Annotated in this window: 24 protein-coding genes and 1 pseudogene; 3 read left to right on the forward strand and 22 right to left on the reverse strand. The window is 52.9% G+C overall.

Annotation, left to right across the window (positions count from 1 at the left end):
• The first annotated feature begins 27 nt into the window (after positions 1-27).
• The gene (locus BJU60_RS05330) at positions 28-1,152 is read left to right on the forward strand and encodes a TlpA family protein disulfide reductase (protein ID WP_070327807.1); all 1,125 of its coding nucleotides are present in this window, start codon (positions 28-30) and stop codon (positions 1,150-1,152) included.
• A gap of 98 nt (positions 1,153-1,250) precedes the next feature.
• Here BJU60_RS05330 and BJU60_RS15460 read toward each other — a convergent pair whose 3' ends face one another.
• The 4 genes from BJU60_RS15460 to BJU60_RS05350 all read right to left on the reverse strand — a co-directional run bounded on the left by BJU60_RS15460 (position 1,251) and on the right by BJU60_RS05350 (position 4,827).
• Complete coding sequence (locus BJU60_RS15460; protein ID WP_083273993.1) at positions 1,251-1,700, reverse strand: YrvL family regulatory protein; 450 nt, start codon at positions 1,698-1,700, stop codon at positions 1,251-1,253.
• A 63-nt stretch (positions 1,701-1,763) separates the two neighbouring features.
• Complete coding sequence (nfsA, locus tag BJU60_RS05340; protein ID WP_070327809.1) at positions 1,764-2,513, reverse strand: oxygen-insensitive NADPH nitroreductase; 750 nt, start codon at positions 2,511-2,513, stop codon at positions 1,764-1,766.
• Positions 2,514-2,656: 143 nt separating this feature from the next.
• Positions 2,657-4,126: a catalase gene (locus BJU60_RS05345; RefSeq protein WP_070327810.1), complete on the reverse strand. Its 1,470-nt coding sequence runs from the start codon at positions 4,124-4,126 to the stop codon at positions 2,657-2,659.
• A gap of 113 nt (positions 4,127-4,239) precedes the next feature.
• Positions 4,240-4,827: a hypothetical protein gene (locus BJU60_RS05350; RefSeq protein WP_070327811.1), complete on the reverse strand. Its 588-nt coding sequence runs from the start codon at positions 4,825-4,827 to the stop codon at positions 4,240-4,242.
• Between the two features lie 152 nt (positions 4,828-4,979).
• Between BJU60_RS05350 and BJU60_RS05355 the strand changes: the two genes are divergently transcribed.
• Complete coding sequence (locus BJU60_RS05355; protein WP_070327812.1) at positions 4,980-5,393, forward strand: VOC family protein; 414 nt, start codon at positions 4,980-4,982, stop codon at positions 5,391-5,393.
• Positions 5,394-5,434: 41 nt separating this feature from the next.
• Here the strand turns inward: BJU60_RS05355 and BJU60_RS05360 are convergent, their stop codons facing one another.
• The 11 genes from BJU60_RS05360 to BJU60_RS05410 all read right to left on the reverse strand — a co-directional run bounded on the left by BJU60_RS05360 (position 5,435) and on the right by BJU60_RS05410 (position 12,191).
• Complete coding sequence (locus BJU60_RS05360) at positions 5,435-6,160, reverse strand: class I SAM-dependent DNA methyltransferase (protein WP_070327813.1); 726 nt, start codon at positions 6,158-6,160, stop codon at positions 5,435-5,437.
• On the reverse strand, positions 6,160-6,507 hold the full coding sequence (gene rsfS, locus BJU60_RS05365; RefSeq protein WP_070327814.1) for a ribosome silencing factor: 348 nt from the start codon (positions 6,505-6,507) through the stop codon (positions 6,160-6,162). Before rsfS ends, BJU60_RS05360 begins: the two co-directional genes overlap by 1 nt.
• A 10-nt stretch (positions 6,508-6,517) precedes the next feature.
• Positions 6,518-7,075, reverse strand: coding sequence for a bis(5'-nucleosyl)-tetraphosphatase (symmetrical) YqeK (gene yqeK, locus BJU60_RS05370; protein ID WP_070327815.1), 558 nt, complete (start codon positions 7,073-7,075; stop codon positions 6,518-6,520).
• Positions 7,065-7,634, reverse strand: coding sequence for a nicotinate-nucleotide adenylyltransferase (locus BJU60_RS05375; protein WP_070327816.1), 570 nt, complete (start codon positions 7,632-7,634; stop codon positions 7,065-7,067). Before BJU60_RS05375 ends, yqeK begins: the two co-directional genes overlap by 11 nt.
• Positions 7,631-7,927 (reverse strand): ribosome assembly RNA-binding protein YhbY, encoded by a 297-nt coding sequence (gene yhbY, locus BJU60_RS05380; protein WP_016508126.1) that lies wholly within the window; start codon positions 7,925-7,927, stop codon positions 7,631-7,633. The genes BJU60_RS05375 and yhbY overlap by 4 nt, the downstream gene beginning before the upstream one ends.
• Before the next feature lie 5 nt (positions 7,928-7,932).
• Positions 7,933-8,718, reverse strand: a complete 786-nt coding sequence (gene aroE, locus BJU60_RS05385) for a shikimate dehydrogenase (protein WP_070327817.1) — start codon at positions 8,716-8,718, stop codon at positions 7,933-7,935.
• Positions 8,715-9,827, reverse strand: a complete 1,113-nt coding sequence (gene yqeH / locus BJU60_RS05390; protein ID WP_016508207.1) for a ribosome biogenesis GTPase YqeH — start codon at positions 9,825-9,827, stop codon at positions 8,715-8,717. Before yqeH ends, aroE begins: the two co-directional genes overlap by 4 nt.
• 133 nt (positions 9,828-9,960) lie before the next feature.
• Positions 9,961-10,587: a YqeG family HAD IIIA-type phosphatase gene (locus BJU60_RS05395; RefSeq protein ID WP_070327818.1), complete on the reverse strand. Its 627-nt coding sequence runs from the start codon at positions 10,585-10,587 to the stop codon at positions 9,961-9,963.
• Between the two features lie 139 nt (positions 10,588-10,726).
• Positions 10,727-11,512 (reverse strand): phosphatidylserine decarboxylase, encoded by a 786-nt coding sequence (locus BJU60_RS05400; protein WP_083273994.1) that lies wholly within the window; start codon positions 11,510-11,512, stop codon positions 10,727-10,729.
• Positions 11,509-11,928 (reverse strand): thioredoxin family protein, encoded by a 420-nt coding sequence (locus BJU60_RS05405; protein ID WP_070327819.1) that lies wholly within the window; start codon positions 11,926-11,928, stop codon positions 11,509-11,511. Before BJU60_RS05405 ends, BJU60_RS05400 begins: the two co-directional genes overlap by 4 nt.
• Before the next feature lie 68 nt (positions 11,929-11,996).
• Positions 11,997-12,191, reverse strand: coding sequence for a YjzD family protein (locus tag BJU60_RS05410; RefSeq protein WP_070327820.1), 195 nt, complete (start codon positions 12,189-12,191; stop codon positions 11,997-11,999).
• 164 nt (positions 12,192-12,355) lie between these two features.
• Here BJU60_RS05410 and BJU60_RS05415 point away from each other — a divergent pair, with 164 nt between their 5' ends.
• Entirely contained in the window at positions 12,356-13,168 is an 813-nt protein-coding gene (locus BJU60_RS05415; RefSeq protein ID WP_070327821.1) for a Cof-type HAD-IIB family hydrolase, read from the forward strand.
• Positions 13,169-13,358: 190 nt separating this feature from the next.
• On the opposite strand, the gene BJU60_RS05420 is transcribed toward BJU60_RS05415, so the two are convergent.
• The 7 genes and pseudogenes from BJU60_RS05420 to BJU60_RS05450 form a co-directional block, all read right to left on the reverse strand.
• Positions 13,359-14,450: an RNA-guided endonuclease TnpB family protein gene (locus tag BJU60_RS05420; RefSeq protein ID WP_070327822.1), complete on the reverse strand. Its 1,092-nt coding sequence runs from the start codon at positions 14,448-14,450 to the stop codon at positions 13,359-13,361.
• Between the two features lie 208 nt (positions 14,451-14,658).
• A pseudogene (locus BJU60_RS05425) lies at positions 14,659-14,928 on the reverse strand (permease); the annotation flags it as partial.
• A 74-nt stretch (positions 14,929-15,002) separates the two neighbouring features.
• Positions 15,003-15,851 (reverse strand): YitT family protein, encoded by an 849-nt coding sequence (locus BJU60_RS05430; protein WP_070327823.1) that lies wholly within the window; start codon positions 15,849-15,851, stop codon positions 15,003-15,005.
• 145 nt (positions 15,852-15,996) lie between these two features.
• Positions 15,997-18,294: a glycoside hydrolase family 65 protein gene (locus BJU60_RS05435; RefSeq protein WP_070327824.1), complete on the reverse strand. Its 2,298-nt coding sequence runs from the start codon at positions 18,292-18,294 to the stop codon at positions 15,997-15,999.
• 224 nt (positions 18,295-18,518) lie between these two features.
• Positions 18,519-18,926 (reverse strand): general stress protein, encoded by a 408-nt coding sequence (locus tag BJU60_RS05440; protein ID WP_233589621.1) that lies wholly within the window; start codon positions 18,924-18,926, stop codon positions 18,519-18,521.
• Positions 18,926-19,735 carry a YsnF/AvaK domain-containing protein gene (locus BJU60_RS05445; RefSeq protein WP_070327826.1) on the reverse strand — a complete coding sequence of 270 codons (810 nt, stop codon included), beginning with the start codon at positions 19,733-19,735 and terminating at the stop codon, positions 18,926-18,928. The genes BJU60_RS05440 and BJU60_RS05445 overlap by 1 nt, the downstream gene beginning before the upstream one ends.
• 89 nt (positions 19,736-19,824) lie before the next feature.
• Positions 19,825-20,802 carry a YsnF/AvaK domain-containing protein gene (locus BJU60_RS05450; protein WP_070327827.1) on the reverse strand — a complete coding sequence of 326 codons (978 nt, stop codon included), beginning with the start codon at positions 20,800-20,802 and terminating at the stop codon, positions 19,825-19,827.
• Positions 20,803-20,949 lie beyond the last annotated feature (147 nt).

Consider the following 20,949-nt stretch of genomic DNA (forward strand, 5'->3'; position numbering starts at 1 on the left):
GGGCGCTTTTTCTCTAGGAGGGATATCGTGATTGCAATCGGTCCACTGAACGTCCGACTCGACCTGCTCGTCTTCATGGTCAGTCTGCTCGGTCTCTACATCGTCTTCAAAAAAATCGGGTTAACGGAAAAAGACCGCGACGCCGTCCTCGGGACGTGGTTCGCCGGGTTTCTCGCCTGGAAACTGAGCGCCATCATCATCGGCCTCGCCTCGACCGGTAGTTTGGCGCTATCACTGTACGCGACGGGCGGTATCTGGTCGATCCTGATCGCCATTGCAACAATCGGATTTTTTGTCTTCCGGCTTGCTCCCGGGCTTCGGGGCTATTGGCTATTTTCAGCCCTACTTTTATGGTTTGGTGTGACGATCGTCGTGCCGAAGTACGGAACGCTCCCATTGCTTTCATCGCCGCAGCCGCTCCATTTATACCTGGCTTTCCTCATCGCCTTATTACTCGTCGCAACGTGGCGCTGGATGCGGACACCCACGCTCGGGGCACAACTCTGGACCTTAGTCGGGGCGTTGGCGATTTGGTCGATCGGAACTTATGTGACCGGCACGTTCGAATGGTGGGGGCTAATCCTGCTCTTCGTGCTCGTCGCCATCGCCATATACGTGGCGCGACCGTCTCAAAAAGCGATCCAATATGGGCTCGGGCTCGTCGTCCTGCTCGCCGTCATCAACGCGAGCTTACCGGACGAGACACCAATGCTCGTTGCCGACTCGTCTCAAGCAGCCGGGCTGAACATCGGCCAAGTTCCGCCGAATTTCGAATTGAAACGAACGGACGGGACGACGTTCAACTTGAAAGACTTACGCGGGCAGCGTGTCGTCGTCAACTTTTGGGCGTCATGGTGCCCACCGTGCCGGGCCGAAATGCCCGATATGGCCAAGTTTGCCCGCGAGCAAGATGACGTGACGATTGTCGCCGTCAACACGACGACGAGTGAACGTGACGTCGACGAGGCGCGGTCGTTCGTCGCGCCTTATGAAGACGCGTTCCAAGTCGTCTACGATGAGGACGGTGCCGTCGGGAACGCCTACCGGATCCAAGCGATGCCGACGACGTATGTGCTCGATGAAAATGGTGTCATCACAGCCAAACAGTTCGGGGCGATTGACCACGCTTGGCTCAATGCCCATACAAATTGAAAACGAAGGAGCGGCTTTCTCTCGATTGAGATTAGCCGCTCCTTTGTTCGTCTCGAATTGTTTCCTATGACGGGCACTATGCTTCTCTCGTCTGAAACTCAATTGATTCTTTTTTTGTAGTCTTCAAATTCTTTCGATCCTCTCTTTGGAGGTCCAGGATCATTTTGAATGGATAGCCAACCTACTAGACCGATAACAAGGGAAAAAACAAGAATCCCGAGTTGAGAAATCGACACCGACGCCATCAATCGGTCGATGATGTGCAGTATGATATATGTACTCGCGATGTGCAGAAACAGGGCTAACACCCCTGTATGGGATGGGATGATATCGAGAGTAGTCAACGCCTGCAAGCATGCAGATAGAAACAAGTTGGTCGGGATTTCAGAAATTCCATATACGATGAAGAAGAGTAGCAGACTCCACAACGACTCATACTGTAGACCAAGTATCTTCAAAATTAGAAATTCCAAAGATGTAAAGACAACCAGTATGTTTGAAACGATCAATATACAGATTAATAGAGATTTAGTTCCTTTAATTGTGATTGTCTCCCTTCGTTTTTAAGACGACGTATCCCCCAAACTGAAAACCGCCTCCCGGCGGTTTTCTTATTGCTTCAAATAGCCTTGTGTCTTCAAGAAGTCTTTCACATCGAGCCGAGTCGGCTTCGACAACATCCGTCCCATCTGGCCCGTCCATGTATCGCTGCGTTGGTTCGATCCGCGTGCCGCATAGTAGTCGTGAATCGTCTGATCGTACGCTGTGAGTTCTTGCTTCAGTTGAATCGGATCAGCGTCGTACGTGTTCTCATGATAGATATGCTCGAGCGGAAGCCGCGGTTTTTGATCCTCGACGTGCGCCGGGACACCGACTGCGAGCCCGAACAGCGGCAACACCCGCTCCGGCAAACCGAGCAACGCTTTGACCGCCGACATATCGTTGCGGATCCCGCCTATGTAACAAATGCCTAACCCCATCGATTCGGCAGCGACGACGGCGTTCTGTGACGCGAGCGTGGCGTCGATGACGGCGACGAGCAGTTTCTCATCGGTCTCGAGCGTCGGATTGACGGCGGCTTCTTGCAGTTCTCCGATCAGTTCGTGCCGGTATAGGTCAGCACAAAAGACGAAGAAATGACCGTTGTCGACGACGTACTGCTGATTGCCGGCGATCTCGGCGAGGCGTGCCTTCTTCTCCGGGTCGGTCACGCCGATAATCGAATACGCCTGGATGAAGCTCGACGTCGAAGCGCGCTGGGCACTCTCGACGATGAGACGGATCTGTTCGTCGGTCAGCGTCTCGTCCGTGAACGAGCGGACGGAGCGGTGGTTCAGTAATGTTTCAATGATTTGATTCATGCAGCTTCCCCCTTTTTTCTTATCTTGGCATACGGGAAGACTCCCGACAATTTTGGAGGCTTTCACTCACGTTTGCACTTCGTAGAGTATCCACGGTAAACAAAAAAACAGAGATACGGTTAGGTATCTCTGTTGCTGATGATTTATTCCGTCACTTGACTCAAGAACGGCGTGATATCGACGTTCAATTCTTTCGAGAGGCGTTCCCCGAGGTCACGGTCAGCACGATAGAAGTTGCAGATCAAGAGAAGGACCGTCTTCTCATGACGGACTTCTTTAATGTGGGCGACCAAGTTACGTACGAGACCATCTTTCTCGTCTTGCGAGTAGCGGCGGTACACTTCACCCGCTTGCCCGAAGTCGTTCGTCTTCTCGATTTTCTGACGACCCGTTACTCCTGAAATCGGTTGCTCGGTTTCGATATAAGCCGCATCCGGTTTCGGTGTGTCCTCATAACGGTTCGGCTCGTAGTTGACCGGGCTCGTCTGTTGTTTGAACGGCATCGCGCCGTCACGTTGGTTGTTCGCTACTTGCGCGAACGGGCAGTTGATCGGGAGTTGGAGATAGTTCGCCCCAATCCGGTAGCGTTGCGTATCCGAGTACGAGAACAAGCGACCTTGGAGCATCTTGTCTTCAGATGGTTGAATACCAGGGACGAGCACACCCGGGTTGAAACCGACCGATTCCGTCTCCGCAAAGTAGTTGTCGACGTTTTTATTGAGCGTCATCGTACCGACGAGTTGGTACGGGATGACGTCTTCGAACCAGTCTTTCGTCGCATCAAGCGGGTCGAAGTCGAAGTTGTCCATGTCGGCCGGGTCGAGGATTTGGACGTAAAGGTCCCACTCCGGGAAGTCGCCTTCTTCGATTGAGTTGAACAAGTCGCGCGTCGCATGGTTGAAGTCTTCCGCTTGCACTTTGGCCGCTTCGTCCATCGATAAGTTTTTGATGCCTTGCTTCGGAACCCAACGGAGCTTTATGTACACCGTGTTCCCAAATTCGTTTACCCATTTGAACGAATGGACCGATGAACCGCGCATGTGACGGTACGACGCCGGGATGCCTTCATCACTGAACAAGTGAACGAGCATGCTCGTCGATTCCGGTGTGAGCGACATGAAGTCGAAGAAACGGTCCGGGTCTTGAAGGTTCGTCCGTGGGTCCGGTTTGAGCGAGTGGATCACGTCTGGGAACTTGATCGCATCACGGATGAAGAAGACCGGCAAGTTGTTTCCGACGAAGTCGTAGTTCCCTTCTTCGGTGTAGAACTTGACTGAGAATCCACGCGGGTCACGAAGCGTTTCCGGTGAACCGAGACCGTGGATGACCGTCGAGAAGCGGGCAAAAATTGGTGTTTCTTGACCAACTTCTTGCAAGAATTTGGCTTTCGTATATCGTTTCATGCTATTTTTAACTTTGAAGACACCGTGTGCTCCGGCACCACGGGCATGAACGACCCGCTCCGGCACGCGCTCACGGTCAAAGTGGGCGAGTTTCTCAATTAGCTGATAATCTTCGAGAAGCGTTGGGCCGCGGCGGCCGGCTGTGATGGAGTTGGCGTTGTCCCCGATTGGAACGCCTTGGTTAGTAGTTAGATGACGATGTTGATCCATATTGTTGCCTCCTCTTAATAATCATTATTACTAAGTTAATAATATTAAAAGATAATAATTATTACAAACAAAACGCTCGAGACGTCTCGAACGTTTTGTAAGCGCTATTATTTTTAGGTGGTTCCATTCTTCTTTTTAATCTGCTCTTTCCGATGGATTTCTGTCACCAATAAGGCAGCGATGACCCCACCGAGCGATCCGGCAATTATATCGACCATCGTGTCATCGTTCCCGTTCCCTTGCATCGTCGTCCGTAACACAATGTCGGACGTGAACTCATACATCTCCCATAGCGCCGCGCCCGCCATCGAGAAGACGACGATGTAGACGAAGAGGAAGCGCTTCGGCATCTCGAGCCGGATGTCTTCATCGAGACGACTAAAGAAATCAAAGCCAAGAAACGCCAAAAACACCCCGCTCAACACGTGCAAAAACGTGTCCCACCATCCGTTGCTGTATAACCCGACAATCGAACCCAAATATTGCGAGGCGAACAAGAAAATAATATAGGCGATTTTCATCTTGGCATCGAACTCGGTTTTAAATATTTTCTCTAACATGAACGGAATCAGTCCCGAGACGATTCCCGCCCCGGCGACACTCGCGTTAAACCACTCCCCTTGAATGATTGACGTGATGAGAATAATCCCCATGAACAAGACGAATCCGAATTCTAGCATACTTCCTCGTGTCAGCTTCATCTTCCGCACCCTCTTTCTCAGAAACTCTCTCTTCACTTATTCCCGTTTCCCTATCAGATTGAACAATCGAGCGGAGGCAGCCATCCTTTATCGACTTGAAAAAAACGAACATATGTTCTATAATTAAGAAAATGATTCAAGGAGGAACTTGTATGCCCATCCATCCGTACTTGAACTTCAATGGGAACTGTCGCGATGCCCTCGAGTTTTATGCACAAGTGTTCGGACAACCCACGCCTGATATCATGGCGTTCGGTGATCAGACTGGTTCGGACGGAGAGGCCGTACCTCAAGACATGGCCCATCTCGTCCTTCACGCTCGGCTCAATGTCCATGGAACATCGCTCATGTTTTCCGATGCGATGCCGGATGGTCCGGTCACGTTCGGTCAAAACATCACGCTTGCCGTCGTGACGGATGATTTGGACGCAATCACTCGTGAGTTTTCTGCTCTATCTGTCAGTGGTCGTATTCTCATGCCGCTTCAGGAAACGTTTTGGAGCAGAGCTTACGGTTCGGTCGAGGATCGGTTTGGCGTCCAGTGGCAGTTCAGTCACGAGGTTTAATCATGACAAAGACCCTATCGCTTCACGCGATAGGGTCTCGTTTATTTCTGGGCGACGAAGAAAATCCGTTCGGCGTTTTGGCCCGGAGCTCGATCCGTGAAGTCGGCCGTGACCGATTTCACGTGGAAGCCGGCACCGATGAGCCATTGCATATACTGCCCTGGCTCATACGTCCGCTGTTCGTGCGTCTCTTCGACGCGTTCATACGTGCCATCCTCGAGCGCGACGAAAAACGTCAAATCGTGGATGACCGAGAGCGGCTTCTCACCCGGGTCAGCGAACCAGATGTAAGAACAGTCTTCCCCGTTCGACGCGTACGTCTTCTGGTTGAAGAGCGTCTCCATCTTGTTCGGTGAATGGACGTCAAAGATGAACGTCCCGCCCGGCTTCAGCTGCTCATATACCGCCTCGAACGTGTCGACAACGTCGGCCTCGTCTGCAAGGTAGCAAAGCGAGTCACAAAGGATCGTCACGGCATCGACCGGAGCCGGCAGTTCGAGCTCACGCATGTCTTGTTGCCAGAGCGGCAGCGTGACGCCCGCTTCGAGCGCTTTCTCTTGGGCGACTTCGAGCATTGACTCAGATAAGTCGAGACCGATCGTGTCGTAATGCTCGGCCAGCCGGATCGTCGCTGAGCCCGTCCCGCATCCGACGTCGGCAAGCGATGCACCGTCCGCGACGTGGCGCCGCACGAACGCGACCCAATCCGCGTACGGGGCATCTTTCATCAACTCATCGTATACGTAGGCGAACCCTTCGTACGTCATTAGCCGACTTCCACGTCGACGTGCGGCGCGTCAGCCCATAATTTTTCAAGGTTGTAGTAGTCACGGTCGTCACGGTGGAAGATGTGGACGACGACGTTTTCGAGGTCAGCGAGCACCCAACGTGCCGAGTCCATACCTTCGAATTTTTTAAGCGGCAAATCGTTCTCGCCCGCCACGTCTTTGATTTCACGTGCGATCGCTTCGACTTGCTTCTCTGAGTTACCGTGGCAGATGACGAAATAATCGGCGATCGGTGAGATACCTTCCATGTCGAGGACGACGATGTCTTCCCCACGTTTATCGTCAACAGCTTTTACAATCAATTCAAGTTCTTCTTTTACAGTCATATAGACCCTCCTAAGGTGTGTTCAAATAATAGTTATATGTCGTAATCGTCTGCGGGAAAATCCGCACCGACTTCTTCAATAAATAGTTAATCGTATGGCGCAGTGTCGCGACGACGGCCGCTTCAAGTGAAACGTCTGCCAAATCGCGCAACACGTCGACACCGGGATACCGACGATTCGGTTCAATCGCATCCGCGACAAATAAAATTTGATCGAGGCGCGACATGCCGGGTTCGCCGGTCGTGTGGTTTTTGATGGCCGATATGACTTCAGCGTCGAGGTCGTAGGCGCGGTCTAACAAGACCGCTCCGACCGGCGCATGAAGCAGTTCGTCATCAAACTCGAGCAACAACGGGTCGAGATGCTCGTCTAAGACGATTTGACGCATCTCGTCACGGTCATGGTACTTCGCATAATCGTGCAACATTGCCGCGAGCCGGGCCTGGTCCACGTCTTCTCCGTACGTTCGGGCGAGACGTTCTGCCGTCTCGACGACACCGAGCGTATGGATGTACCGTTTCTCAGGCAACGTTCGTTCAATCAATGCCTGTGCTTGTTCATACGTCATACAAATCGTGCTCCTTGATATAAGTTTCGACTTCACATGGGACGAGATACGTGATCGACTTGTTCCGCTTCGCACGTTCCCGAATGTCGGTCGACGAGATCTCAAGCTGCGGCATGTCGATCGTACGGACGTCAGCTCGGCTCGGGATCCGGTAACGACTTCCGGGCCGTGCGACCGCACCGAACGTCACGAGCGTAGTCAGCGTCTCATAATCATGCCACTTCTCGAGCGCGTCGAGTGAATCGGCCCCGATCAAGAAGAAGAACGTGTCAGCCGGATACTGCTCCCGCAACCGTTTCATCGTCTCGACCGTGTAGGACGGTTCAGCTCGTTCGAACTCGATCAAGTTGAGCTTGAAATCCGGGTGACCGGAGATGGCCCGCCGCGTCATCTCAATCCGGTCGTCCGCCCGGCTGAACCCGGCCTTATGGGGCGGAATCGCTGCCGGTAAGAACCAGACCTCGTCGAGCTCGAGTTGTTCTCTCGCCTGCTCGGCAATCAACAGATGACCGAGATGCGGCGGGTCGAACGTGCCCCCCATCAGCCCGATGCGACTCATGGAAGCTTGATTTGGCGATTCTCTTTCTCTTTCGCCTGTTTGTACAAGACGATGACTTTTCCAATGACTTGAACGACTTCTGCCTTCGTTCCTTCAGCCAACTCTCCAGCCACGTCTTTCGGCGTGTCGAGACAGTTTTGAAGAACTTGGACTTTTAACAGTTCACGCTTTTCGAGCGCATCGCCGATGTCTTTGCACATCGCTTCACTGACGCCGTTTTTTCCGACTTGGTAGATGGCCGAGAGGTTGTGTGCCTCGGCGCGTAAAAATCGCTTCTGTTTACCTGATAACATTATTTTTATTCCTCCAATAAGCTTTCAATTAACTTCATTCCGACAATTTGATCCGGTTTCACACCTGTCCAGCGTTCGAACGCCAACGCTCCCTGCCCGACGAACATGGCAGTCCCGTTCACGGTTTTACCGCCTCGGATTGTGGCGTCGCTTAAAAACGGTGTGACGAGTGGACGATATATGATATCACAAATGACGGTGTTTTGTCGTAATCCATTTAACGGAAGCGGTGATTGTACCCCATCCATGCCGACCGATGTCGTTTGGATGATGACGTCGTAGCAGGCGACGTCGACATCACCGAGCGGTTGTGACTCGATGCCGAACGTCTTCGCGAGACGCTCGGCCCGGTCGATCGTCCGGTTCGTGACCGTGACGTTTCGGGTCGGCAACGCGCTGATGATCCCGCGTGCCGCTCCACCCGCCCCGATGACGAGCACACGACCAGACCAGTCGGTGTACGGGTCGAGTGCGGTCACAAGACCGACGCCATCCGTATTCGCGCCGATCAAACGGCCGTCCCGCTTATAGACGGTGTTGACGGCACCGGCCGACTTGGCTGAGTCCTCCAAGTCGTCTAACAACGGGATGACCGCTTCCTTGTACGGGATCGTGACGTTGAACCCGTCATAGTCCCCGTCCCGCATCGACTGAAACAATGGGGCGAGCTCGTCCGCTGTGACGTCGAGCGCGTCATACCGCCCGAAAAGCCCAGACGCTCTCAGCCACTGCTCGTGCAGGGAGGGAGAGAGCGAATGAGCGATTGGGTGACCGATGACGGCCAGTCTCATACGAGCGCCTCGCGTAATGTGACGACGACTCCTTTTGGTGCCCAAGCGGCAATCCGTCCACCTTTTCCGTGGATGGCGACCCAACCGAGTCCGCTAAAGACGATATCCGTCTTGACGCCGTCACGGAGACTAAATTCATGACGCACGAGCGGCGGCAACAATTGCAACGTCTTCTCGTTCGGCGGGTTAAGCATTTTGCCGATATGGTTTTCATAAAGCTCATCTGCTTTGTCGAGCTTCGTCCGGTGTGTCTTCAACTCGTTCGACATGTAGACGACGAATGAACGTTTATTGCCTTCCAGATAATCGAGACGAGCCAGACCACCAAAGAAGAGTGTTTGCTGCGGGTTCAATTGGAACACGTGCGGCTTGATCTCTTTTTTAGGTGTGATCGTCTTCAAATCGCGCGCGTCGACGTAATGCGCCATTTGATGGCGGTTGATGATCCCTGGCGTATCGTACAGGTTCGCATCATCGTCGAGCGGGACGTCGATCAAGTCGAGCGTCGTTCCCGGGAAATGACTGACGGTGATGATCGCTTCATCTTCAGCACCGAAGCGCTTGATGATTTGGTTGATGAGTGTCGATTTCCCGACGTTCGTACAACCGACGACGTAGACGTCTTTCCCTTTGCGATAGTACTCGATCTTCTCTGCTAATTCGTCGATGCCGTGACCTTTTTTAGCGCTGATCAAATGGACATCGACCGGCGTCAAGCCAAGTTCTTTCGCCTCGGTCTTCATCCAGTTGGCCATACGGTTCGGGTTGACCGACTTCGGCAGTAGATCGACTTTGTTCCCGACTAACAAGACATCGTTCGATCCGACCGAACGTTGAAGTCCCGGGAGCCAGCTTCCGTTGAAATCAAAAATATCGACGATTTTGATGACGAGCGCTTCTTTGGCGCTGATCCCGTTCAAGATGCGCAAGAAGTCATCGTCCGTCAATTCGACGTCTTGGATCTGGTTGTAATGCTTCAATTTGAAGCAGCGTTGGCAAATGACGATCTCGCGATCCAGTGCCGATTTTGGTGCATAACCGACTGCTGTCGGGTCTTCTGTTTGAATGAGAACGCCGCAACCGGCGCAATAACGTTTCGTTTCTTCCATATTCGTATGTGCTGTCCTTTAAGTTTCCTCTTCTTCATTCTTCGTAGCGCCTCGCCGCTACTCCTGAAGCGTTAATTCCGACGTCTTACGCGCCGTACAAGACAGCCTCCTTCTTCCTATGCGTTCGAGGCCCTTATTTATCTTTTTTATGTGAATCTTCTGAACGTGAGTGCATCGCCTCGCCGATCTTTTCAGCGACGGCCACTTTGGCCCGCTTCGCATCGACTGCGATTTCCTCCACTTTTTTCGTGATCAACACGTACTTCCCGCGACGCTTCATATGCGCGAATACGACTTTCTCCAGCATGCGATTGAACTTCGTGACGAGACCGTCCGTCTTGACGACGGGCTGCACGTGAACGACGTGAATGCCTGCCATATTGGCGCCGAGCACGTCAGTGAAGATTTGATCGCCTAAGAAAATCGCTTCTTTGGTTGAATAGCCGTACTTGGCAAGTGCTTGCTTGAACCCAGACGGCAACGGTTTTTTCGCACGCGCCACATAATGAAGACCGAGCGGTTCCGTAAACGTGCGCACGCGGTTCTCGTTATTATTCGAGACGACGATGACATCGAGTCCATGTGATTTCACTTTCTCGAGCCATAGCAAAAGAAGCTCAGGTGCGTGCGGGACGTCCCAGGCCACGAGTGTATTATCAAGGTCCGTCAAAATGACGCGGACACCACGGTCTTTCAAGTCTTCAAGGTCGATGTCAAATACTGACGCGACGAACTGTTTCGGATAAAGTCGATTAAACACGTTTGTATTCCTCCAATTAGCTAAAGCGATTCAACAGCTTATACAAGTATTGATATCCCTTCTATGTTATACGAAAACCGGCCAAACGACTAGTGTCTCGTTTGACCGGCCAGAAAATTGTTGTCTATTCACTTACCAGTCAAGCGTTCGATTGAATCGAACCGATGACTTCACCGAGCCGGACCGGACCAATTTTCGCCGGGTCGATGACGACACGATCTTTCTCAAAACAGAGGATGACGGTCGAGCCGAACGAGAAGTAACCGACCTCGGCCCCTTTATCGACACGTTCGCCGTCATGGGTCCATTCGATTGTATTGACGTTCAAAGCGCCGACCATGATGTGCTCGTAACGTCCGGCCACGCTCTCAAAGCGTGTGACACGGCGATAGTTACGTGACAACGGGCGGACCGTCTCCGTCAAACCGAGTTCATTCACCGGCGCCGAACGGTCGCCGAGCTCGTAATGGCTGAGCACTCGGCCTGCGAGCGGGACATGGACACGGTGGTAGTCACGCGGGCTCAAGTAGAGCACGCAAACCGTCCCGCCGGCATACCGTCTCGCCTCTGACTGTGAACCGAGCATCTCGGCGAGCGTATACGACTGCCCCTTCACTTCAAACCGACTCTCGTCTGTTATGGCGGACACGATCGACAATTGTCCGTCGCACGGTGATACGACCGTGTCCGTGTTTGCATCGATCGGGCGCGCCCCGTCTTTCAAGTGGCGCGTGAAAAAGGCGTGCAGACTCGGATAGGCGTCGATCGGCTCTGCCGCTTCAGCGATATCGATTTGATACGTTTTTGCGAACGACGGGATGAACGCGCGGCTCGCCTTCGACTCGGCGAACTGACGGAGCCGCTTGGCGATGAACGGTGTCGCATTCAATTCAAACAACGTCTGATACAAGCGGCTTTTGATCACTGTGCGGCCTCCTCGTTTTTAAAGAACGTTTCGTATTGTTGTTCCGAGACGGCCCCTTCGACACGACCTGTTTCTTGACCGTCTTTAAAACGAATCATCGTTGGTGTTCCGTTAATGCCATAAGTCGTCCAGACGTTATGATCGGCCAAGTTGATCGAGACCGCGTCATACTCCTCGATGAGTGGTTCGACATACGGTTTGACTTGCTCACAATATTCGCAACCCGTCTGCCAGAAGTAGACGACGACCTCTTCTTCTTCGTCAATCTTCTGTTCGAGCTCGTCCGCTGACACGGCGTTGACGCCGGTCTCTTCATTCGCATTATTCAAGAAGAATAAGAGCGCGATCCCGATCACGATGATGGCACCGATGATGGCGAACGTAATGAAGTTGGCGCGTTTGGCACTGTTTTTCATGGTCGATCCCTCCTAAATGTGTATAAAAAGAACTGACTCGGATATGAGCCAGTTTGGTTGTGGACGTCTTACTTTTCTTGGGCGACGTCGTTGATTCCCATGTCTTGGTTAAGTGTATCCAAGAGCGCGATAAAGATTGTGATGACCACGCCAAAGGCTGTTGCGAGCACCGCATTGAACGTCACGCCATCGACAGCTGAAATGATAAAGACCGCTGTATTCGAAAGCAAGATCGCCCAGAACAATGTGACTAAGTAACGCATCGAAAGTCCCCTCCATCTCACAGATGATTCATAAAATTCCATACGGCAATAGTATATCATTGTTGCTGCACAATATGCGACCTCGATTGTATATTCTTTCCGTCGAAACGTGAAATATGGTACGGTCAGAGAAATAGTACACAATGTAGAAAAGAGGATGACTTATGTCACGTTATTTAATCGCAGTCGATTTAGACGGTACGTTGTTACGAGATGACAAGACGATCAGCGAACGGAACATCCGCGCTCTTCAAGCGGCTCGTGATGCCGGCCATGAAGTCATGATCGCAACAGGACGGCCCCATCGCCACTCGATCATGTATTATGAACAACTCGGCTTGACGACGCCTTTGATCAATTTCAACGGAGCGCTCGTCCATCACCCGAAAGATACGTCCTACGCGGTCACACACCGTCCGATCCCACTTAAAACAGCACACGACATCATCGAAGAAGTATCGGAGACGAAAGCACACAACATCGTCGTCGAAGTGACCGACCACGTCTATTTCCATAAAGATCCGCAAGAATTTTACGGTCCTTACGCCGAACGGGCACTCAGTGTCACATCGGGTGACTTGCTCAAGCACTTGCAAGACGAGCCGACGTCGCTTTTGATCCACGCGACGAAAGAACACGTCGACAACGTCCGGGCCAGCTTGAACAAAGTGCACGCCGAAGCCGTCTTGAACCGTCAATGGCGCATGCCCGAGCACATGATCGAAGTCATGAGCCAAAATACATCGAAGGCGCTCGGCCTTCGCGAAGTATCGAAGCACTTGAACATTAGCCGTGAGAACATCATCGCGTTCGGCGATGAAGAGAACGACCTCGAAATGCTCGACTACGTCGGCACGGGCGTCGCGATGGGCAACGCCATCAGCCAGCTCAAAGTCGTCGCCAACGAAGTGACCGCTTCGAACATGGATGACGGGATTGCCATCTACCTCGAAGAGAAATTTGGCATCAAGTCATAACCAAAGCACCGACTGATCCACAGTCGGTGTTTTTTGTGTTCGATCACTGCACCTAGTTAAATAAAGCGCAGTGAACTACTCACCACTTGTTTGCTTCGCAACTTGAAGTGGGAGCTTCTTGGGAAGACCGTGCTTTGACCAGCCACGGTTGTGGACCAAGCTCGTCGGGCAGTCCCTGCCCTGGGGTGTTTCAGTCCGCGAGGCGCAACAGGTTGAGGCTCGCGTTGACGTCGCGGTCGTGGTGCGCGCCGCAAGCGGCGCATGTCCACTCGCGGACGTCTAGCTCCTTCCTGCCGCCGTTCTCGCCGCAGGCCGAACAGACCTGGGTCGAGGCGAACCACGGGTCGGCCTTGATGAACGTCCGTCCATAGAATCTCGCCTTATATTCCAGCTGGCGGACGAACTCGCCCCATCCGGCGTCCCCGATCGACTTTGCCAGGCGGCGGACCCGCATCATCTCCCTCGGCTTCAGCGTCTCGACGACGACGACTTGGTTCTCGTCGACGATGCGTCGTGACAGCTTGTGGAGGAAGTCGTGCCGGCGGTTCCGTACCTTTTCATGCTTCTTGGCCAATAGGAGCCGCGCCTTCTCGCGGTTCCGGCTGCCGGGCTTCTTGCGGGAGAGGGAGCGCTGCGCCCGTCTCAGCCGCGACTCGGCCTCGCGCAGGTTGCGCGGGTTCGGGATCTTCTCCGTCACCATCGCGTCGTTCGTCATGACGGCGAAGTGCCCGAGGCCGAGGTCGATCCCGATCTTGTGCTCGGCGGGGACCCACGGCTCGTCGGGCTGCTCGACGAGGAGCGACACGAAGAACTTGCCCGTCTTCGTCATCGACACGGTCGCCGACCGGATCTCGCCGTCGAAGATTCGGTGCTGTGTGAAGCGGATGAACCCGACCTTCGGGAGCCGGACATGGCCCCCTTCGATGCGGATCGTGCCGTACTGGTTGTTCGTCGTGTAGGACGCGCGCGCCTTCCGTCTCGACTTGAACACCGGGAAGCCGGCCGTCCCGGCGAAGAACTTCGCGAACGCAGTGTCGAGGTGCAGCTTCGCGTTCGCGAGCGCGAGGCTGTCCGCCTCGGCGAGGAACGGGAACAGCGGCTTGTAGGAGGCCGGCGTCGGCGGCTTCCGCTTCGGCCCGCCGTTCGCCTTCGTCTCCTCGTGGATAGCGATGCGGTCCTCGAGCAGCTTGTTGTAGACGAACCGGGCACAGCCGATCGTCCTGACCAGGAAATCGGCCTGTTCCGCGGTCGGGTGGAGCCTGTATTTGTAGCCCTTCAGCATGTCTCCGCCTCCTCCCGGCCGATGATCGTGATGAACGCCTTCCTCATCCGATACCCGCGGCGGGGGAAGGGAAATCTGACGGAATCACGAACTTATGTTCGTCATATCTGTCACAGGGGTGGCCAAGAGGTTTATGTACGGGCGATTCATCTCCCACCTACGCTGGGCCTCGCCCCAGACGCTTAGAGGTGGGAGAATTCTCGCTTAATTATGTTAAATATTCGTCAAAAATCTTGACCATGACTTTCGGTGTGTTTGCTAAATACACATTGATTTGTTGAGCATTCGAAGCAACTGGATCATAATGTCCCTCATCTGTCGGAAAGTCAGAGATTCCTTTGATAATGATACATTCGACGTCATTTTTCTTGCAGATATATGCGATTGCACCCGCTTCCGTATCCGCAATGGTGATTTCATGCTCCTTAAGCTCTACATAGTCCTTCCACATCACGACTGCTCGATCAGCGGTGGCGATAATAATCATCTCCGTAATCTAGTTTGTTGCTCCCTTATATAATAAACCCCGCTGAGTGTTCAGCGGGGTTTTGTTTAGCGTCGGAACGCCCCTTCAACGTCTTCAGTCGGAACGACGTTAATAAAGACGTGTGAATCGGCATCTTTGCAGATACGTGTGATCTCACGGACTTCGTGGCGTTGGGCGACCATCATGAGCGTCGCTTTCTCGACTTTCGAATACGTACCGATCGCCGGCATGAGTGTGATGCCGCGGAACACGTGTTGGTGCAACTCTTGCGTCACTTCGTCCGGATGATTCGTGACGATGAAGAGCGTCTGCCGCTGCGTATTCGTGTAAATCTCATCGATGACTTTCGACGTCACGTACAAGAAGACGATCGTATACAGCGCCGTCGGCCATCCGAACAAAGCACCGGCCCCAAGCGCGATCATCATGTTCATGAGGAACAAGTAGACGCCGACCGAGTTGTTCGTGAACTTCGCTAGGATGAGGGCGACGATATCAAACCCTCCGGTCGAGGCACCGAACCGAATCGTGATGCCTGACCCGATGGCGAGCAATACCCCGCCGAATACGGCGTTCAACAGCGGATCGTCCGAGAGGAGAGGTGTTTGCGGAAGCACGCGAATGAACAAGGTGACCGAGGCGACGCTGATCAACGTATGGATCATCATGTTCTTTCCGAGCATAAAATAACTGACGATCAAGAGCGGTACGTTCAAGATGAAGAACCAAATGCCTTCACCGAGCTCAAACGGCGTACCGGCAAATAAGGTCGTGAAAATTTGGGCCAAGCCCGTAAACCCAGTCGAGTAAACCCCCGCTGGGATTAAGAATAATGTCATGGATAATGCAACGAACACTCCCCCGATGATCGAAACGATCCCGATGCGCGCGTGTTCTTTAACGGATTCCGTCAAGTTCTGTCTCCCCTTTCAAAATTAGCTAAGCATCAAGATAACATACATTCAAAGCCATGCCTACAACAAAAATACTGCGATGTGCCCGCCTGTATCACAAAAAAACAAGCCGGCCGAAGCCGACTTGTTGACCTGATACGTTTGGTCACGCTTTCACTGTCTCGATCGTCACTGAATCATTCGCTGGAACCGTTACCGCGTTTCCGTACACACGAATCGTAACGTCCGTTCCATTTGTCTGTTTGATCGTCACTTGTTCACGCGTCGATGTGACCGTCAAGTGATGGCCGCGCCAGAGCACGTTGAACGAGTAACCGTCCCAATCTTTCGGGATCATCGGGCTGAACGTGAGTTCGGTCTCGAGGGCACGCATTCCTGCGAAGCCGTGGACGATCGCCATCCACGAACCAACCATCGATGTGATGTGAAGACCGTCTTCTGTATCGTTGTTGTAGTTATCAAGGTCGAGTCGGGCTGAGCGTTGGTACAGCTCGACCGCTTTGTCTTCATAACCGACTTCAGCTGCCACGATCGAGTAGACACAAGGCGACAAGCTCGACTCATGCACCGTGCGCGGCTCATAGAAGTCGAAGTTCGCACGTTTTTGCTCGAGCGTGAAGCGGTCGCTGAACGTGTACAGGCCTTGGAGCACGTCCGCCTGCTTGATAAAGTTCGAGCGGAGGATGCGGTCCCACGACCAATTTTGGTTAAGTGGCAAGTGTTTCGGATCGAGGTCTTTCACTAAGATCTGTTCTTTATCCATGAACCCGTCTTGCTGCATAAACACGTCCGGGACGAGGTCGTCTTTCGGATAGTACATCTTCGTTTGGATATCGGCCCACTTCGCGAGTTCCGCATCCGTCAAGTTGAGCGTTGCTGTCAACTCGTCGAGTCGTGCCGGTTCTGCTTCTTTCAAGTAGTTGTACACTTCTTGCGTGTACTCGAGCGTCCAAGCGGCGATCAAGTTCGTGTACCAGTTGTTGTTGACGTTGTTGTCGTATTCGTTCGGACCTGTGACGCCTAGGATCATGTACACGTCTTTGTGTGGTACAAAGTTGACGCGGCTAGCCCAGTAACGCGAGATCTCGACCAATACTTCAAGTCCGTATTGACCTAGGTACGACTTGTCGCCCGTGAAGTTCGTGTAGTTAAAGATCGCATGGGCGATCGCACCGTTACGGTGAATCTCTTCATGGGTGATCTCCCACTCGTTGTGGCACTCTTCCCCGTTCATCGTCACCATCGGATACAAGGCGCCCTTCATCCCGACGTTTTTGACCGAGTTCTCTTTCGCTTGCGGCAATTGATTATGACGATATTTGAGCAAGTTCCACGACACTTCCGGCTTCGTCGTCGCCAAGTAGAAGTGGAGGCAATACGCTTCCGTGTCCCAATACGTGGCGCCACCGTACTTCTCGCCCGTGAACCCTTTCGGTCCGATGTTGAGACGTGAGTCTTCACCCGTATACGTTTGATACATGTTGAAGATGTTGAAACGGATGCCTTGTTGCGCTTCCGCGTCGCCGTCGATGCGGACGTCCGCGTTTTCCCAACGGGCGAGCCAAGCTTCCGTCTGTTCCGCCAAGAGCGTCTCGAACCCTTTCTCGAACGCGGCTTCGACGCGCTGCATGCCGACTCCTTGCAAATTGTCAATTTCATGGTCACGGTTCGTGACGACCGAGACGTACTTGTACGCCGTTGCCGTCTCACCCGCTGCCGCTTTGACCGTGAAACGGTTAGCGACGTAGAGGTCGGTCGCATCGAGCACTTCACAGCGTGCGTCTTCGACGTCGGCGATCATCGAAGCCGTGACGTGCCAATCAAGTTTCTTCGTTTTTGTCGTGACGAAACCGAACCGTTCTTCGACGCCGTGTTCGACCGGCAACCAGAACTTCTCATCGTAGTTCGAGTCTTCGTTGACGACGTCCCCGTCTAGATAAGGAGTGAATTCGATTTCCGCTTCATAGTTCACAGGCGTGACGTTGTAGCGAATCGCCAAAATCTCTTTGTCGACGATCGAGAAGAAGCGGACGACTTCGACGTTCGTCTCCTCGGATCCGTTCACGAGCGTGAACGTCCGCGTGAGGACACCGCGCTGCATATCGAGTTCGCGTGTGAAGCCTTTGACTTCCCACTTCGCCAAGTCGACAGGCGTCCCGTTGATGGCGACACGCAGGCCGGCCACGTTCGTCGCGTTCAATACTTTGGCGAAGTATTCCGGATATCCGTTCTTCCACCAACCGACACGCGTCTTGTCGGGATAGTAGACGCCCGCCACGTAAAATCCTTGGTGCGTATCGTTTGAATAATCTTCTTCAAAGTTCCCGCGCATCCCCATGTGCCCGTTACCGAGCGAGGTGATCGATTCTGCGAGACGGTTCTCGTTCGAGTGAAGCCCTTCTTCCGTTACTTTCCATTCGTCGACTGCAAACAATCGTTTCATCTGTCTGCCACTCCTTTTTCTCTACAAGGCTACTTGTCAGTAGACAACCGAATCGTGCAACCGCTTGTCTATGAAAGCGCTATATTTTTAATCTCACCTCTCATTTTACACGACTATACCGAGAATGCAATCGTTTGCATAAAAGTTTTTCATTCTTTTTTTTGTCACTTTTGGAACGAAAAAAACCTACTCTGGCGCATTGGGCCAAAGTAGGTATGTCTATATCACACGTCTGAATCGCGACCGAAGGCGGCGTTCGCTTCATGACCTTCAAAGGCCGGGTTGTCGCCATCGTTGAATCCGGTATCGGGCTCATCGAGAATGAGGGCATACCCACCGTCCATAATGTCCCCGTACGCTTTGTTGACGTCGTCATCGGCCAAACCGAGATCGAGGAGCGCCCGTTTCACTTCCTGCTCTCCTTCGGCGACGCCCGCGAATTTCTGCATCCAAGAAGCGCTCGCTTCCTCGACTTTGGCGTCAGTGTTCCGTTTGACGAGCGACACGTTATCCTCGTCTCTCGCGACGACGTAAAGGTCTTTCTCGTCGTACCCATCTTGGCTCAGTTGATCAATTTTTGAGACGAGTGCCGCCTCGTCTTTGTACGTATCAACAAATCGTTTGTTACTCATCATTTATCATCCTTTCTAGATGTTGGATTGTCCTCGATCGTGATCTTGCCTTGTCCCACTTGCCTAATATCGATCTCTTCTTTACGGAGCGTCTCGGTGACCGTCTTCGTATCTTCATCCACTTGCTTGCGGACGATAATCTCTTCGACGACGACCGGACGCTTGACGATGAAGGCGCGCTCTTCGATGACTTGGATACGTAGTTGGTCCCCTTCGTCGATCGTCCGGATGCCAGGTTTGTCGAAGTCGTAGTCTTCAATCACATCTTCAGAACCAGCAAGGCGCTCTACATGTAGGTGTTCCCTCCGAACCGGTACTTCAATCGTCTGTTCAGTCTCGGTTACATGCTTGTCGATGACGAGTTCCCCCGTCTGCACCGTTTCTTTTTCAACCGCGAGTCGCTCCTCGTGCAGTTCAAGCGTCTGTTCTTCGTGCTCCTTGGAAGAGGCGCGCGGCGATCGTTTAATGTCCGCCATCTCCTCGTTTTGATCCGCATCGACATAAAGGAACAACCGCCCTCGCTCTACTTCACCCACGAATCGTTCCCGCTGCTCGCGCGTCAACCGCATACTGCCGAGCCAGCGCTCGATTGGGCGTTCGCTTGACGTGACGAGAGACGCCACCGTATCCGGCTCATCCGCGACGAGTACGTATAGTTTTGAATGGCGTCGGATGGCGTCAGCCGTTTCAGTCCGTTTGACGAAGACGAACATGTCTTCTTCTTTATATCCTTCTTGCTTCAAATCGACCGTCCGCTTTAGCAACACCTCGGGCTGGTCAAATACTTCAGAGATGATGGCATGTTTCATAACATTCGTTCCTCCTGTAAGATGAATTGGCGAAAAAAAGGATGGTCCCTCAGAGAGAGCCATCCTTGTCGAGGTGCTTGGTCATCTAATTAGATCCGGTCGCGCTCATCACGGCGCTTATGGTCAGCGTCATGTTTCTGATGGCTGTTTTCGCCTTCGATATGGGCTTCTTCTTTACGAAGCGTCTCGCGTACCGTCTCTGTATCTTTCACTTTGTCTGTGCCGACGACAATTTCTTCGGCCACGACGTCTTTCTTCGTTACATCGACGCGCTCTTCTGTGACTGGCACACGAATCTCGTCGCGATCTGTCGTCGCATCGAACGAATGGCCCGTCGCTTCACGGTCCCCGTCGACTTGACGTCGTTCGACGTGTACTTCGTCACGCTCGACTTCGACGTCGACCCGCTCTTCGTGCTCGACGACTTCTTTTTCGACTCGGACTTCACCTGTCTGAACGCGTTCTTTATTGATTTGGAGGCGCTCTTCGTGAAGCTCAAGCTTTTGCTCGTCCGTCAAGTCGGTACGGTTACGAATGTCCTCGTCCATGTCATGGTGACGCGTCGAATCATGATTCGTTCCCGTGGCGTCAAGCCCAGTGCCAGCTGCTCCGACACCCGTTCCTGCCGCTGTTAGCGGGTCACGTGCCGTCATGTTTCCAGCCTCGTTCCCTTCAGAACCATAGCCCGCTGACGTGCGACCGCCTTCGAACGTGTCGTTGCGACCGTTGTCCAAGACGCCGTCGTCTGTATCTAATAACAAGACGAAGCCGCCTTTTTCGATATCTTGATGGTGGCGTGCCGTCTCCTCTTCTGAGAAGCCGAGTTTATCAAACGTGTGGCGCACTTCATCGCCGCCGTCTGCGACTCCGAAGAAGCGATCGAGCCACGATGCTTTCGTTTCTTTTACTTCTGCATCCGTTTCGCCGCGAACCATCGAAAGGTTCGATTTATCTTTTACAACAACGTACAGGTCGTCCTCGCGGTGTCCCGCCGCGCGAAGTTCATCAATTTTTGAAACAAGCTCTGCTTCTTGATAGTAAGTCCCTACGTAACGTTTGTTATCCATGATTGTATCTCCCTTTCAAATTCTATATTTTTTGGTTATTGGCCGGGCTACTCTGTCGTGAATTGCTATTTTGCCGGTAGTATAAGTGTTCCCTCGCGCATTGTTTTCAACCGCTTCTCGCACAACTGTAATCTGTTTGTAACGCCA

It is taken from the genome of Exiguobacterium aurantiacum, assembly GCF_001766415.1.
Lineage (GTDB): Bacteria > Bacillota > Bacilli > Exiguobacteriales > Exiguobacteriaceae > Exiguobacterium > Exiguobacterium aurantiacum_A.